Annotated in this window: 15 protein-coding genes; 4 read left to right on the top strand and 11 right to left on the bottom strand. The window is 68.3% G+C overall.

The annotated features are described in order from the left end of the window. Positions 1–103: 103 nt before the first annotated feature. Positions 104–322, bottom strand: coding sequence for a recombinase family protein (locus LHA35_RS26305; protein ID WP_226613998.1), 219 nt, complete (start codon positions 320–322; stop codon positions 104–106). Then, positions 316–996, bottom strand: a complete 681-nt coding sequence (locus tag LHA35_RS26310; RefSeq protein WP_226614000.1) for a hypothetical protein — start codon at positions 994–996, stop codon at positions 316–318. Before LHA35_RS26310 ends, LHA35_RS26305 begins: the two co-directional genes overlap by 7 nt. A gap of 289 nt (positions 997–1,285) precedes the next feature. Between LHA35_RS26310 and LHA35_RS26315 the strand changes: the two genes are divergently transcribed. Both LHA35_RS26315 and LHA35_RS26320 read left to right on the top strand, forming a co-directional pair. After that, positions 1,286–2,236, top strand: coding sequence for a tyrosine-type recombinase/integrase (locus LHA35_RS26315; RefSeq protein WP_226614001.1), 951 nt, complete (start codon positions 1,286–1,288; stop codon positions 2,234–2,236). A gap of 353 nt (positions 2,237–2,589) precedes the next feature. Continuing rightward, a complete protein-coding gene (locus LHA35_RS26320; RefSeq protein ID WP_226614003.1) occupies positions 2,590–2,961 on the top strand; it encodes a hypothetical protein in 372 nt (123 codons plus the stop codon). A 34-nt stretch (positions 2,962–2,995) separates the two neighbouring features. On the opposite strand, the gene LHA35_RS26325 is transcribed toward LHA35_RS26320, so the two are convergent. The 8 genes from LHA35_RS26325 to LHA35_RS29115 form a co-directional block, all read right to left on the bottom strand. Then, positions 2,996–4,369, bottom strand: coding sequence for a sensor histidine kinase (locus tag LHA35_RS26325; protein ID WP_226614005.1), 1,374 nt, complete (start codon positions 4,367–4,369; stop codon positions 2,996–2,998). Beyond that, entirely contained in the window at positions 4,360–5,115 is a 756-nt protein-coding gene (locus LHA35_RS26330) for a response regulator transcription factor (RefSeq protein WP_226614006.1), read from the bottom strand. The genes LHA35_RS26325 and LHA35_RS26330 overlap by 10 nt, the downstream gene beginning before the upstream one ends. A gap of 16 nt (positions 5,116–5,131) precedes the next feature. Beyond that, positions 5,132–8,404, bottom strand: a complete 3,273-nt coding sequence (locus LHA35_RS26335) for an efflux RND transporter permease subunit (RefSeq protein ID WP_226614008.1) — start codon at positions 8,402–8,404, stop codon at positions 5,132–5,134. A 12-nt stretch (positions 8,405–8,416) separates the two neighbouring features. Then, positions 8,417–9,673 carry an efflux RND transporter periplasmic adaptor subunit gene (locus LHA35_RS26340; protein ID WP_226614009.1) on the bottom strand — a complete coding sequence of 419 codons (1,257 nt, stop codon included), beginning with the start codon at positions 9,671–9,673 and terminating at the stop codon, positions 8,417–8,419. A 2-nt stretch (positions 9,674–9,675) separates the two neighbouring features. Continuing rightward, positions 9,676–10,893, bottom strand: a complete 1,218-nt coding sequence (locus LHA35_RS26345) for a TolC family protein (RefSeq protein WP_226614011.1) — start codon at positions 10,891–10,893, stop codon at positions 9,676–9,678. A gap of 635 nt (positions 10,894–11,528) precedes the next feature. Next, positions 11,529–11,909 (bottom strand): hypothetical protein, encoded by a 381-nt coding sequence (locus LHA35_RS26350; protein WP_226614012.1) that lies wholly within the window; start codon positions 11,907–11,909, stop codon positions 11,529–11,531. Positions 11,910–12,050: 141 nt separating this feature from the next. After that, positions 12,051–12,497 (bottom strand): MerR family DNA-binding protein, encoded by a 447-nt coding sequence (locus tag LHA35_RS26355; protein ID WP_408902415.1) that lies wholly within the window; start codon positions 12,495–12,497, stop codon positions 12,051–12,053. Next, positions 12,391–12,684: a MerR family DNA-binding transcriptional regulator gene (locus LHA35_RS29115; protein ID WP_408902416.1), complete on the bottom strand. Its 294-nt coding sequence runs from the start codon at positions 12,682–12,684 to the stop codon at positions 12,391–12,393. The genes LHA35_RS26355 and LHA35_RS29115 overlap by 107 nt, the downstream gene beginning before the upstream one ends. Before the next feature lie 44 nt (positions 12,685–12,728). On the opposite strand from LHA35_RS29115, the gene LHA35_RS26360 reads away from it, so the two are divergent. Both LHA35_RS26360 and LHA35_RS26365 read left to right on the top strand, forming a co-directional pair. Next, entirely contained in the window at positions 12,729–12,977 is a 249-nt protein-coding gene (locus LHA35_RS26360; protein WP_226614013.1) for a DUF2171 domain-containing protein, read from the top strand. A 261-nt stretch (positions 12,978–13,238) separates the two neighbouring features. Continuing rightward, positions 13,239–14,237 (top strand): cation diffusion facilitator family transporter, encoded by a 999-nt coding sequence (locus LHA35_RS26365; RefSeq protein WP_226614015.1) that lies wholly within the window; start codon positions 13,239–13,241, stop codon positions 14,235–14,237. Between the two features lie 44 nt (positions 14,238–14,281). Here LHA35_RS26365 and LHA35_RS26370 read toward each other — a convergent pair whose 3' ends face one another. Further along, positions 14,282–14,683: a ZIP family metal transporter gene (locus LHA35_RS26370; protein ID WP_226614017.1), complete on the bottom strand. Its 402-nt coding sequence runs from the start codon at positions 14,681–14,683 to the stop codon at positions 14,282–14,284. Positions 14,684–14,864: the final 181 nt, after the last annotated feature.

Consider the following 14,864-nt stretch of genomic DNA (forward strand, 5'->3'; position numbering starts at 1 on the left):
GCCAAGCACGAAAGGAGGCCACAACCCACCTGACAGAAGCCGAAAACCCCGAACTTCCAGCCACAACCCGGGTCAAATCCTCATGGCAATCCCGGGTCAGCTCTCAGTGGCAATCAACAGTGTCGCCCTCGCGTACGTAATCCAGCGCTGCCATGAGCTGCGGGCGAGGAGCTGCAGAGACGGCTGATGCCTGCTCCGCAAAGATCCTGGCGCAGCCTGCCGCCGCCAAATCCCGCTTTTGGGCGTTAAGGCCGGCGCTCTGATCGACGGTCGACACTCTGGCGTAGCCGACCGCCACCCCATCCGGTGCCGATTTCACCATCCCCGGTAAGCCGCGATTAGCCTCAAGAAATTGGCGTAGCCATCCTCCCCTGCATGCCCGCGCAGGTCCTCGATGGCGTCGATGATTGGTGGGTTGAGAAGGGGCCGCCGCTTGAGCATCCGCATCGCCCCCGCGCCCTCATACAGCCCCAGCACTACCACCGCCGCGGCAAGCCGGGCACGCGGGAGCGACTTCAGGACCGGGGCCATCTTGTCCATGAGCTGCACGGGTCGGACGGTATAATGCGCGTCTCTAGCGCCGCTTAGCAGCCGCGCGCGGTCTAGCGTCAAGACCTCGCCGGCAAGATCGAATCGCTCAATCCACTCGGCCAACTCGGCGGCAAACGATCCCCATCGCCATCCAAATCTCTCGATGATCTTTGGCGCTGCGCCGTCGGCCAGTGCCAACATCATGTCCTTTTGGGGCCCGTCGAGCAGGCGGGCAGTGTCCATGGCGCTCGCCAACCTCAGACCTGACCAACGGGCCCGGGCGGCACCCACATCCGCCGCGGCAGTGAGCAGTGCTAACGGCAATGCCAGCGTGTGATGATGATATCTCCTTGGCGACCAGTCCACCTCCACGGCGTCGACGCCAATCTGGATGATGTCCTGCCCGGCGCTGGCTTGATCGAGAATCTGCAGAGCAGCCCTAACGCCGCTCCTTAGATCCAGCATTTGTACCTGTGTCATAGCCGGGTTGTCGTCCTACAGAGTTTAAGATTTAGTAGCCGTGTCGTCCTATTTGTGCAAGAACAATCCGTATGGGACACTTTCAGGCTGAAATGTAATGTCCTGCATGGGCAAGCCCTAGACCGTTGTCGAATGGCACTTACCCGGCCGATTTCGGCTGCTGCTGCCGGCCACATTATATCCCGGCTAAGGCTTCATAATGTCCCGTTATGGAGCCTTTCACTATCATGCCATATTCTCTGCCTTGAGCCGTTGAACCCACTGGAATTGCTGCATGTCAGAGCTGACCGTCCTGCCTGCCGCAGACCTGACACTGGCCGCCGACTACGCCCGTCAGGCTTTGTCACCGGCAACACTGAAAGCCTATGCGACAGACTGGGCCGAGTTTTCGGCTTGGTGTCAGCAGCGACGCGCCACGGCTTTGCCTGCTGATCCGACCACCGTCGCAGCCTACCTAGCCTCGCTTGCTGTCAGCCATGCTCGATCTACCCTGCGACGCAGGCTGGTAGCCATTACCCGCGCACACCGCATGAAAGGTGTCGCCTGGACCGCACCACACCCGGTAATCCGCGACACATTGGCTGGTATTTTCCGCCGCCACGGTATGCCTCAACGGCGGGCCGCCGCGATCGGCACCGCCGAGTTACGCAAGCTGGTGGCAACCTGCGGCACCGATCTAGCTGGTCTACGCGACCGGGCCTTGTTGCTGCTCGGATTTGCCGGAGCGTTGCGACGCTCGGAATTGGTCGCCGTACAGCGAGAGCACATCACCTTCACGCCTGACGGCATGAAGCTGCTCATCCCTCGGGCCAAATCCGATCAGCAGGGTCATGGCGTTGAGTTGGGAATTCCGCGCGGCATGAAGGCGGAGACCTGCCCGGTTCGCGCTGTGGAGATCTGGTTACGCGCTTCCGAATGCCAGTATGGGCCGGTGTTCCGGAAGGTTGATCGGTGGGGCACGGTGGAACTGACTGCGCTGCACGCGTACGCCCTGCCAAAGATCCTGACGCGTCGGGCGGCAATAGCCGGGCTGACTCACACCGGACTCGAGCGGCTCTCCCCGCATGGCTTGCGTGCCGGTTTTGTCACCGAGGCTTACAAGGCCGGGGCTCGCGACGAGGCCATCATGGAGCACTCCCGCCACAAAGACCTCAAAACGATGCGCGGCTATGTTCGACGGGCTAAGTTAGTCTGCGACAGTCCGGCGAAATTGGTTGGTTTGTAGTGGAGTTATAGGAAAGGCGGTGATGGTGGAGCACCGTTAGCGCAGGCGAGGCTTCTGATGTTGGGCCTAGTGGATAAAACCTGATGCGGTGGACGGCTCCTCTGCTCGCAGACCTCAACAGCCGCGAGCCTGGCACAGCGATGCCGCTCGGGGGCCGTCCACCGCATCAGATTTTGACCACTAGGTCATAGCCAAATAAGGCGGGATACTTAGCGTCACCAGTCAGGGGCGCGCTGCAGACAAACCTCTGCAACAAATGAATGTATTGCCGTGCGCCCCCGTGACATAGCTGCCCGACATCGTCGCCTGCCATGGCTGCCACCTTCTGGCAGCCAGCACAGGAGAATACACCGATGAAGCTCCACATTGCTCTGGTTGCCGCACTGCTACTGGCGGCCACAAGCGCCTTGCCCGCTCTCGCGGACGATGGCGCCGGTCGGCTGCAGATCCTGGCTCAGGCCACGGATCAACGCGACCGGGCGCCCCACTTCGATTCGACTCGTGGAGACGGCCCGCAGCCGCATAACCCGAGCGCCACGTCGAACCATTCTGGCGGCGCTCCCGCGCATTTCGACGCCCCTCGAGGCGACGGCCCGCAGCCGCACCGCCCGGACGGCGTCGCCACCCAGTCACCCAGCGCCGCACCCGCCCACTTCGACGCGACCCAGGGCGGCGGCCAGCAGCCGCATGCCCCCGGCCGCGGCGCGCCCCAGCCGGGGCGTTGAACGCCGCCTCCTGCCGGGCACCCGCCTACCGCTACTAGGCGCTGGGCTTTGACGGCAGTCGGGCAGGCGTGACCGCCGACGTGGGTGGCAACTTGAGGACGGCGATCGTTCCTCCTCCCGGAGCGCTGACGAGTTCCAGCGCTCCCCCGTGGGCCTCGGCGATTGCCTTGGCGGTCGGCAGGCCGAGGCCACTGCCGCCACCCGCCGCGCGCGCCCGATCGCCGCGAAAAAACGGCTCGAAGACCCGGGCCAAATCCTCTGGCGGCACGCCGGGACCATGATCGCCGACCCGCACCTCGACGCCAGGATGATCCGTCAGGACCTCGATCCAAGGATTAGCGCCGTACTTGACCGCGTTCTCGACGAGGTTGCGGAGGACGCGCTTCAGGGCCACCGGCCGAGCCAGCACGGTGGCCTCATCAAGGCGCCGCTCTTCCACATCGGTGCCGGTCTCGGCGAACTCGTCCACCACCACCTGCACAAGGTCCGTGACCGAGACCGGAACGGCGGGTTCACCGCCGCCGTCCGCGCCGCGCAGGTAGGCAAGAACGTCGCCGACCATGCCCTCCATCTCCGCGAGGTCGCGCTGCACCGTCTGGCGGAGGACAAGGTCCGGCAACTCGTCGGCACGCAGCTTTAGCCGCGCGAGCGGTGACATAAGGTCGTGCGAGAGCGCGCCGAGGGCGAGCGAGCGCTGGCGCAACAGGTCGCGGACCCGGCGCAGGGCTCCGTCGAGTGCTTCCGTGACATCGCGCACCTCTTGGGGCCCGCCCACATGAGGCAGCGGCGCGTCACCGTCGGGCGGCAAATGCCGAACCGCTCGCGCCAGCCTGGCCAGCGGCGCCGCCGCGACACGCGAAGCGAGGGCAACGCAGATCAGCAGCGCGGCTGCGACCGTCCCGACGGCAACCCGGAAGGCGGCGTCGTCCGCGGCGATCAGCGACACGGCCAGGACACGCGCGTTCACCCAGGAGCCGTCCACGAGCTGCACGCTGACAGCCACATCCCGAAGGGCACCATGCTCCGCATCGGACAGGCCAGGGGCGACGCGGATCTCCCGCGTCACCTCGGCCAAGCGGCCGACATGGGCCAAGTCCGGCGCCGCCCTGGCGCGGTCCGACGGCAGGTCCGGCGCATCGCCCCAGGAGAGTGCGAGGTCGGGTGCGGACAGAGCCTGTGCAATGCGGGAGCGATCAGGGCGCGCGACCGCGGCGATAGCTTCGGCCACCCCAGCGACGCGGTGGGCCGCGACCTCGGCCGCCCCCCGTTCGGCCGCCTGCCGCAGGAGGGATGCGTGCACGACAAGGCTCACCAACAGCAGAACCACGAGAGCGAACACGCCAGGAGCAAGTATTCGGACAAGGAGCGTGTCCGGCAGCCAGCGCCGCCGTGCGGCGGTCATCGCCATTCCACGTCGCAGGCAAGCATGTACCCGGCACCGCGAAGGGTCTTGATGACCCCGGCCGCCTCGTCCTGCCGACCGCCGAGTTTGCCGCGCAGGCGACTGACCTGGGCGTCGACCGAACGGCCCAGGCCGCCGAAGGCGCGGCCGCGCGCGAGGTCGAGCAACTGGTCCCGGGAGAGCACGCGTTGCGGCCGCTCGACGAAGGCTAGCAGCAGGTCGTACTCGCCGCTGGTCAGTTCGACCCGCCCGCCGCCCGGCGAGGTGAGCTCGCGCCGCCGCGTATCGAGCATCCAGCCGCCGAAGGCGGCGCGGTCCCGAGCGCCGGTCTCGGTGAACGCCCACTCGCCGTCCCTACGGCGCAGTACGGCGCGGATGCGGGCGACGAGCTCGCGCGGATCGGGCGGTTTCACGACGTAGTCGTCGGCGCCGAGTTCGAGGCCCACGACGCGGTCGGACGCCTCGCCAAGTGCGGTGAGCAGAATGATCGGCAGGCCGCCCCGCGCCCGGATGTCGCGGCAGAGTTCGAAACCCGAGCGGCCGGGAAGCATGACGTCCAGAAGGATCAGGTCTACACCGGCCGCATCCGCCAGCACCTCGGCCATCTCGACGCCATTGCGCGCGCCGGTCGCCCGGAAGCCACTCCGACGCAGCAGGGACAGGAGCAGCGGACGCAGCTCCCCGTCATCCTCGACAACCAGGATGTGGCGCCCCTCCCCAGAGAGGACCGGCGCCGGGTCGGCCGTGGTCATGCCCGCGTCCTCTCGCCTATTTGGCCGGGGCGGGACGGCCCGCCCGCGCGGCGACCTCGGGTTCCGGCACGGGCCGTAGCCCCGCATCCTCCGGCGGCGCGTCGGCATTGCCGAAGCGGGCGTAGAGGGCAGGGAGCACCATCAAGGTCAGCAGGGTTGCGGTGACCAGGCCGCCGATGACCACCGTGGCGATCGGCTTCTGGACCTCGGCGCCTGCCCCGGTGGCGATCGCCATCGGCACGAAGCCGAGCGAGGCGACCAGCGCCGTCATGGCCACCGGCCGCAGCCGGTCCATCGCCCCCTGCCGGATAGCCTCATCCCGGCCCAGGCCCTCGCCGCGCAGCTGCTTGATGTGGTTCAGCATGACCAGGCCGTTCAGCACCGCGACCCCCGAGAGCGCGATGAAGCCGACCGCCGCCGAGACCGACAACGGCATGTCGCGCAACCAGAGCAGCGCGATGCCACCCGTCAGTGCCAGGGGTACCGCGCTGAACACCAGCAGGGCGTCGCGCGGCGAGCCAAGGGCCGTGTAGAGCAGGAGGAAGATCAGGAAGAAGACGCCGGGCACCACCACCATGAGGCGGGTGCGCGCCGCATCGAGGTTCTCGAACTGCCCGCCCCAGGTGATGAAGTAGCCGGGCGGCGGCCGGATCTCGCGCTCCACCCGCGCCTGCGCCTCAGCCACGACGGAGGCGATGTCGCGGCCGCGGACGTTGGCGGTGACCACGACGCGGCGCCTGCCGTTCTCCCGGCTGACCTGGTTCGGCCCCTCGGTCAGGCGGAAGGAGGCGAGGCTCCGGAGCGGCACCGTCGCCGCGCCGCCCACGCGCGCCTCCCCGGGCAGGGCCACCGGCAGGTTCCGCAGGGCCTCGAAGTCGGCACGCACCGCCTCCGGCACCCGGACGACGATGGCGAAGCGACGGTCGCCCTCGAAGACCCAACCGGCCTCGCGCCCGCCGATGGCGGTGCCGATGACCTCCTGCACCGCGTTCAGGCTGAGCCCGCGCCGGGCGATCTCTCCCTTGTCCACGGTGATCTCGAGGAAGGGTAGCCCGGTCGCCTGCTCCACCCGGACATCCTCGGCGCCTGCGACGCCACGCAGGATGCCCGCTACCTGGTTAGCGGCTGCGAGCATCGGTCCGAACTCCTCGCCGAAGACCTTCACCGCCAGGTCGCCGCGGGTACCCGCCAGCAGCTCGTTGAACCGCATCTGAATGGGTTGTGTGAACTCGTAGTTGTTGCCGGGCAGTTTTCCCACAGCCTCCTCGATGCGCCGCACCAGCTCCTCCTTAGGCTGCGCTGGGTCTGGCCATTGGTCGCGCGGCTTCAGAATGATGAAGGCATCGGAGACGTTGACCGGCATCGGGTCGGCCGCCACCTCGGCCGTGCCGGTCTTCGAGAAGATCACCGCGACCTCGGCGAAGCGCGAAACGGCATCCTCGATCCGGAGCTGCATCGCCTGCGACTGGGTCAGTGACGTCGAGGGGATGCGCAACGCGTGCATGGCGATGTTGCCCTCGTCGAGCTGCGGGATGAACTCCGAGCCGAGCCGGGAGCCGAGGAAAAGCGAGACAAGGAAAAGTAGCGCCGAGGCGCCTATGACCGGCAACGGGCGCCGCAGAGCCAGACGTAAAGCCGGGGCGTAGCCGCGCTTGAGGGCTCGCACCAGCCAGTTGTCCTTCTCCTGGACCTTCCCCGTGACCACCAGGGCGACCATGGCCGGGACGAAAGTCAGCGAAAGGACGAAGGCCACTGCCAGTGCGATGATAACGGTCAGCGCCATGGGCGCGAACATCTTACCCTCGACGCCCTGGAAGGTGAGCAGCGGCACATAGACGAGGATGATGATTGCTTGGCCGAACACCGATGGTCGGATCATTTCCCGGGCCGAAGCGGCCACCGTCCGGAGGCGCTCCTCCAGGGAAAGGGCGCGCCCGAGCGCGTGCTGCCGTTCGGCCAGGTGGCGCAGGCTGTTCTCGGCAATGATGACGGCACCGTCCACGATGAGGCCGAAGTCGAGGGCGCCGAGGCTCATCAGGTTGGCGCTGATCCCACCCTCCAGCATGCCGGTGGCGGTCAGCAGCATGGTCACGGGGATGACCAAGGCGGTGACCACGGCCGCCCGCAGGTTGCCGAGCAGCAGAAACAGTACCACCACGACCAGTAGCGCGCCCTCGGCCAAGTTCTTGGCCACCGTGTGGATGGTCGCGTCGACCAGTTCTGTGCGGTTGAGGACGGTGCGCAGTTGGACGCCCGGCGGCAGGCTGCGGGCAATCTCCTTGACCTTGGCATCCACTGCGGCGGCGACTGTGCGGCTGTTCTCGCCGATCAGCATCAGTGCGGTGCCGACCACCGCTTCCTTCCCATCCGCACTGGCACTGCCCGTCCGCAATTCCTTGCCAACCTCGACCCGGGCGAGGTCGCGCACTCGCACCGGGACGCCCTCACGCGTCGCCACCACCACGTTGCTGATGTCGTCCAGGGTCTCCAAGCGTCCGCCGGAGCGGACGACGTAGCCCTCGCCGCCGCGCTCAAGATAGCCCGCGCCGCGGCTGGCGTTGTTGCGCTCCAGCGCCTCCGCCACGTCAGCGAAGGACAGGCCGAGGCCGATGAGCCGGGCCGGGTCGGGCTGGACATGATACTGCTTCACGAAGCCGCCGATGGCGTCCACACCCGCCACGCCTGGCACGTTGCGAAGCTGTGGCCGGATGACCCAGTCCTGCAGGGTGCGAAGGTAGGCCGTGCGCTCCAGCTCCGTGGCGAGACGCTGTCCCTCCGGCGTCAGGTAGCTTCCATCCGCCTGCCAGCCTGTCCTGCCTTCGCGCGCGGTGTCGCCCTGCTTCCGCGGCGCCCAGTCGACGGTCCACATGTAGACTTCGCCGAGCCCGGTCGAGATCGGGCCCATGCGCGGTTCGGCGCCGGGCGGCAGCAGTTCCCGCGCCTCGGTCAGCCGCTCCAGCACCTGCTGGCGGGCGTAGTAGATGTCCGCGTCGTCGCGGAAAATGGCGACGACCTGGCTGAAGCCGTTGCGTGAGAGCGAGCGCGTGGACTGCAGGCCGCGGATACCCGCGAGCGCTGTCTCGACCGGGAAGGTGACCTGCTTCTCGACCTCGTAGGGCGAGAGGGCGGGCGCCAAGGTGTTGATCTGCACCTGGTTGTTGGTGATGTCGGGTACCGCGTCGATGGGCAGCGACTGCAGCGAACGTAGGCCAAATGCGGCAGCGGCAGCGACCAGCAGCACCACCAGCCAGCGCTGGTGGACCGAGAAGTCGAGAATGCGTGCGATCATGGTGCGGCGGCCCTAGTGCGAATGCTCGGCCTCGGATTTCCCGAGCTCGGCCTTGAGGACGAACGTGTTCGCGGCAGCGTAGCGCTCGCCTGGGTCGAGGCCGAAGACCACTTCGACTCCCTCCTGATCACCGCGGCCGAGCACGACCTCGCGCTTCTCGAAGCCTTCGGGCGTGCGCACGAAAACCACGCTCTCGCCCTCGATCTCCTGCACGGCGCCACGGGGCACCAGCACGTCAGCGCGCTGTTCCTCACTGGCGACCTCAGCCGTGGCGAAGCCGCCGGGCCGGAAAGCGCCCTCGGGGTTCGGCACGTCGACCACGGCGCGGGCCGAACGCGTCTCCGGGTCCAGCACCGGGCTGAGGAAGACGATGCGGCCCTCCCCGCGCACCTCGCCCTCGCCCCGGATGCGCACCGGCATCCCCTCCTTTACGAAGGTGAGGTCGCCCGGCGGCACCGCCATCTCGACCCAGACTGTGGACAAGTCGGCCAGGGTGTAGACCTCGGCGTCAGGCGATACCGCGTCGCCGAGCATCTTGGGACGGGCTGTGATCCGTCCTGCGATGGGCGCGTGCACCTCTTGGCGACGGAGAGCCTCGATGGGCTGGCGCGGTAGGGACTCGATCTCCGCTTGGCCCAGGCCGATGGCGGCCAGCTTCTGGCGGGCGAGGTCGAGACGGATCTGCGCCTCCTGCCAGTCGGTCCGCGCTTTCAGGAAGTCTTGCTCAGCGGAGATCTTGCGCTGCCATAGCCGTTGCTCGCGCTCGAAGGTGACGCGGGCGAGCTCGGTGGTGCGCAACGCGGCGAGATAGTCGCCTTTCGCGGTGGCGATCTCGGCGCTCTCGACCACCGCCAGCACCTCGCCCGCCGCGACCGTCTCGCCCAACCGCTTGTTCAGGGCGGTGACGATGCCCGCCACCCGGGCCGGGACGTGTGCCAGACGGTCGGCGTTCGCGGCCACGGTGCCGGGCAGGGAGACGCGGCGTGCGATGGTGCCTGGCCCTGCCTCCGCCACCTCGATTTTGGCGCCCGCGATCTGCTCCTCAGTCATGCGGAGGGCGCCCTCGGGGACCTCGTCGCCGTGTTCCTCCCCCGGTCTGTGGGCATGACCCTTGCCGTCGGCGGCCTCGGCGGCGCGGGCCGGGGCTGCCACCTCGACCGCTGGAGCGAGACCCAGGCTGGAGCGCAGCGTGGCGGGCACGCCGGGCACCAGCACGGCGCCGCCGAGGCCGACCACGGCTCCCGCGAGGAAGATGAGAACGGATTTCATGGTCACTGCCTCCCCGCGGGAGCGGAAGCTGGGGTGGGGGTGGCGGCGCGACCGCGCAGCCGGGCGATGTCGGCGCGCACTTGCTGCATCTCGAGTAGGGCGGCGTTGAGCTGCTCGCGGGCATCGGACAGGACGCGCTGAGCGTCGAGCACCTCGAGCAGCGAGAACTTGCCCCCGACGTAACCCTCCCGCGCCGAGGCAGCGGCCTCCCCGGCCGCCGGCAGAACGATGCGACGGAGGCTGTCGGCGGCGCGCCAGGACTGGTCCAGGCGCCGCTCGCCATCGGTAAGGGACGCATCGAGGTAGAGCCGTCCACGCTCCGCGTCGGCCTCCGCCCGGTTCACCTCGGCACCGGCGCGGAGGATGTTGCCCTGATTGCGGTCGAAGACCGGAAGCGGCACCGAGAGGCCCAGGATGAAGGCGGTGCCGGTGGCGGTCTGGGAGGCCTCGCGGAGCCGGCTGACGGCCCCGTTTATGGTGACGTCCGGGACCGCGTTCCGGCGCTGTAGGTCCAGCTCGGCCCGGCGCTGGTCGACCAAGGCGTTCAAACGGGCCCGGTCGAGCTGGCTCGACGGAAGCGCCGGCTCACGGGCAAGGTCGGGCCGAGGTCCGATGTTGTCGAACCAAGCCGCCCGGGCCGCAGAGATCTCCACCTGCGGTGCCGCCAGCAGCACGGACAAGGCGCGCAACGCCTCTGCGGCCTCCCGCTGCAAGCGCTCGAAGCCGACCGCGGCCGTCTCCCGCGCTACCTCGGCGCGTCGCTGCTGCACCAAGGGCTCGCGGCCGGCCTCGACGCGGGAGCGGGTGGCGCGCAGCACCTCGTCGGCGAGGCGCACCCGCTCGCGGCCAATCTCCACCGCCCGGGCGCTTGCCACAGCTCCGGCCAGGGCGCGCACAACCTCGCGGACCAAATCCAGGCGTGCCGCCTCCACGTCAAGGCCGGTCAGCGCCAGGGCGCGGCCCGCGATCTCGACACGCGCTTGCCGCTTGCCGGCGGTCTCGATCCGCTGCGACAGACCCAAGCTCGTCTCGAGGGGGCTTCCGCCCCGGTACGGGCCCGACGCGATGAAGCTCTGGTTGTCGATTTTGGCCTCCGGGTTCGGGCGGAGCCCGGCCTGGACCAAGTCGCCCTGTGCCGCCCGGCGGCCTGCCTCGGCGCTGCGCAGGATGGGCGCGCGCGCTAGGGCGAGGTTCACGGCCTGCTCGGGGGAGGTCACCATGATTCTGGCGCCTACATCCGGAGGGGGCGACGTCACCGGGGCGGGCGCCGCCTGCGCCACGCGGCGCGGCGCTGGAGGGTCGGCCGCGTTGGACGGCATGGAGATTGTTACGAGAGCGGCTGCGCCCAGCAGGGCGAGTGGAAAGCCGGAAATGAATTGGAGAATCATGGCACCCGGGGCTGACGGAACGCGAGGCGAGCCGCCTCCCCAAGTCTCTCCGGGGCGCGGCGGCTAGGGCGGCTCTGGTTCGGTCAGGCGCGGGGTGGGCGCGCGAGAGGCTCTGCCTCAAGCGAGGCGTGGGCGTGGTATGCGAAGGCCGGGCGGTCCACGGTAATGAAGACGCTGGGGCCGATGGGCTGCGGCGGTGTTAGGCGGTCAGCCATCTGGCAGGCGCAGTGGGTGCCAGCGTGGGCGATGCCGTGCGGGCGCGACGGCGTGCCCCGGGAACCGTCTTGGTCCGTGGCAGCCGAGATGGTTACGGCGAGAACGGACGGCGCGGCCGAGTGGGCTACCTCGGCAAAGGGCGGCACCAGTTGGAAGGCGAGCAGGAAGGCGACGGCGAGCATGCGGGCAATGACCGCCCACCGCCTCGTCAGCCCCTTCCTGCCCGCGCTCCGCCTCATCGACAGTTGCCCTTAGCGCACCGGGTCGACGTTGAAGCGGCCAGTCCCAAGGTCGCCGCCCGGGCCCCGCAGCGTCACGGTTGCGCGGAACTTGCCGTCCACCGGAAAATCGACCGGCGCCATCAGGCGGTTCCCGCCTGCAGGGCCGAATTCCAGGGTACGACGCTCATTGCCACGGGCCAGGACGACGGCGGTCGCGCTGAACGCCGCGGCGTCCACGGGCTGCTCCTTATCGTCGACAATGGACAGGGTCGCTTGGCCACCGCGGACTTCCAACCCCACCTCGTGACGGCCGATCTTGACCTCGTTCCCGCTGTGGGCATGCCCATGGCCTCCAGCCTGGCCCCATGCCAGAGCGGGCACCAAGGCCGCCATCGCCACCCAGCCGGTCATGGTCCGTCGCCGCACGATGTTTCTCCTCGCCCTTCGGTCCCGCTCATTGCCAGCGCGTGGCGGTTACCGGCAACGGCATGGCTCAGGGGTATAGAACCTACAGCGACTTGAGGTTCAAGCATGAGCTTGACCACCCGTGCATCATTTTGTGACGGCGCCCTCGGCCGCGGCGTGAGCGTGCGACAGGCAGTGACCATGGTCATGGTCGGCGAGGGTCTCGAGGACGCGGCACTCAGCGGCGAGGCCTTCAAAGCAGCCGGTTTTCACGAGGCGGGCAAGCTCGTTCCGCAGGACGGCCAAACGTCGCATTTTGGCCTCGACCTCAGCGAGTTGCGCGACCGCCAGGGCATGGGCGTTGCCGCAAGGACGCTCGGGATGGGCAGCTAAGTCGAGGAGTTGCCGGATGGCGTCGAGCCCGAAACCGAACTCCCGCGCGTGCCGAATGAAGGCCAACCGCTCCCGATGGGCGCGGCCGTAAAGCCTATGGCCACCCTCCGTCCGGGCGGGCGGGCGGAGGCAGGATGCCGATCTCCTCGTACCAGCGCACGGTCTGCACCTTGCAACCCGCCTCGCGGGCGAGTTGGCCAATGGGGATCACTGCAGCCGCGCGATCGGCGGCCCGCGTGGTGGTTCGCGCGTTCATGGAACCAAGATGGGGCCGACCCGCAGGCGCCGCAAACCGGCGTTTTCCCGTACACACCCGCAGGCTCATCCGGACGCCTGTCTGGGCCGCGACGGGGTAGTGCATCCGACTCCCGTTCCCGTTCGTTACCATCCTGCCGTCGCGTATCCCCGCGAGCAGGCGAGGAGAACGGACAGATGGCAGGCGCTTCCGAAATCAAGGAACACATGGAGATCGTCGGTTCAGACGACCAGCACGTCGGCACTGTGGATAAGGTCGAGGGCGACCGAATCAAGCTGACCAAGCGCGACGACCCCGACGGGTCCGGCCAGCACCATCATTACGTACCGGTCAGCGCCGTTGCCTCCGTAGACGGCAACCGGGCGCGACTGTCTATGACGGCGCAGCAGGCAAAGCAGGCGGCGACTGGCGGAGCATCCTCCTAACAGGTGGCTGACGTCGTCCGCGCGGCCCAGGCACACTTGGCCGCGCGGCTCTCGGCCGATTAGCAGACACCGCGCAGCGAAACTGGCCGGACTCCGGCTTCAAACCTGCATGAGACCGACGCGGAACGAGGTGCTGCGGCACCCGTTCATGCTTCGGTTGCAACACCAAACGTGACCTGTGCAGCCAGGAGAGCCAGCCATGCCTTCACGCGTGACGTCGCCCGGGCGCGCACTTCCCGCGCTCCGTTTGTGACTTCTTAGATGGGTACAGGACACAACCACGGGGCAGGCGCCAACGAGCGCGCGCTGCTCTGGGCCTTTGTGTTCACCGGCGGCTTCATGATCGCCGAGGTCATCGGCTCCTTCGTCACAGGTAGCCTAGCTCTGCTCTCCGACGCCGCGCACATGTTTACCGACGCCGCAGCGCTCGCGGTGTCGCTCGCGGCCATCCGGGCCGCCGGGCGGCCCGCTGATCGCAGGCGGACATGGGGCTACCACCGCCTTGAGATCCTGGCCGCCGCCTTCAATGCTTCGCTGCTGTTCCTGGTCGCGCTCTATATCCTTTGGGAAGCGTGGCAGCGCTTCCGCAACCCGGCTGAGGTGCAGAGCCTCGGGATGCTCGTCGTCGCCGTGATCGGGCTGGCGGTTAACTGGCTGTCCATGCGGATCCTGGCAGGCGGCAGCGAGCACAGCCTCAACGTCAAGGGCGCCTACCTCGAGGTCTGGAGCGACATGCTAGGTTCGGTCGCGGTCATCGTGGGCGCCGGTGTCATCTGGCTGACCGGCTGGACCTGGGTGGACGCGCTGCTCGGCGTCGCCATTGCCTTCTGGGTGCTGCCACGCACCTGGACGCTGCTGCGGGAGGCCGGGAACGTCCTCATGGAGGGCGTGCCTGCTGGGGTGGACCTTGATGCGGTCGAGCAGGGCATTCTGGCCACGCCAGGCGTCCAAGGGATGCACGACTTGCACGTCTGGGAGCTCTCCTCCGGCAAGGTCGCGCTATCGGCGCATGTCGTGGTGGACGCGACCCTGGCCCGTGAGGAGAGGCTGGAGGACACGCTCGGCACCATTCTGGCGGAGCGCTTCGGCATCACTCATGCGACGGTGCAGGTGGAACTGCCCGGCGCGCATGGCGGACAGGATCCACATGCGGCCTGGTCAGTTGGCCACGACGCGGGCGGCCATGACCACGGGCATGAGCATGAGCACGACCACGGTCATGAGAAAGGCGCCGCCGCGCACCGTGCACCGGGAAGCTGAGGCCGCCCGGCATGCGCAAGGAGGCTTCGCCCGTGACCTCGGCGTCAGCCGGTCGTCTCCTCTAGCAGGAGCAGGAGCAGGAAGCCGACGAAAAACATGGCGGTGACCCAGGGCGCCTCGGGCCCCTCGTGAGCCTCGACCAGTAGTTCCTCCGTCACGAGGTAAAGCAGCGCCACCAGGGCAAAGGCGAAGAGACCCGTCCGCCAGGCCAGCGGCAACCCCGCCGCAGGCGCCCCGAGCAGGGCGCCCAACGGCAGCAGCATCGCAAGCCCAGCGACAGCCAGGACGGTCCGCGCAGACGAACCCAACGTAGGCCGCAGTTCGGTCGTCACCGACAGGCCGAGGAACAGCACCTCGACCGTGAGGGCGATGGTCAGGAGCAGGCCTTCGCGCGGCCCCGCGGCGAAGCCGAGGCCCAGCACGAGGCCGTCTATGAGGACGTCCACCCCGACCACCGCCGCGAGAGCGATGCCGCCCCGGGCACCTTCACCGAGACGCCGGACTAACAGGCCCGCTGGCAGTATCCGTGCGGAGATTTACGGTAAGGCCCTGAGCAGGGCCGTGCGCGCCGGTGACGGGCGTTGGTTCATGATAAAGATGTCTTTGTCGTGAGTAACCGGCCGGCAC

This window comes from Roseicella aerolata (assembly GCF_020523605.1).
Classification (GTDB): Bacteria; Pseudomonadota; Alphaproteobacteria; order Acetobacterales; family Acetobacteraceae; genus Paracraurococcus; species Paracraurococcus aerolatus.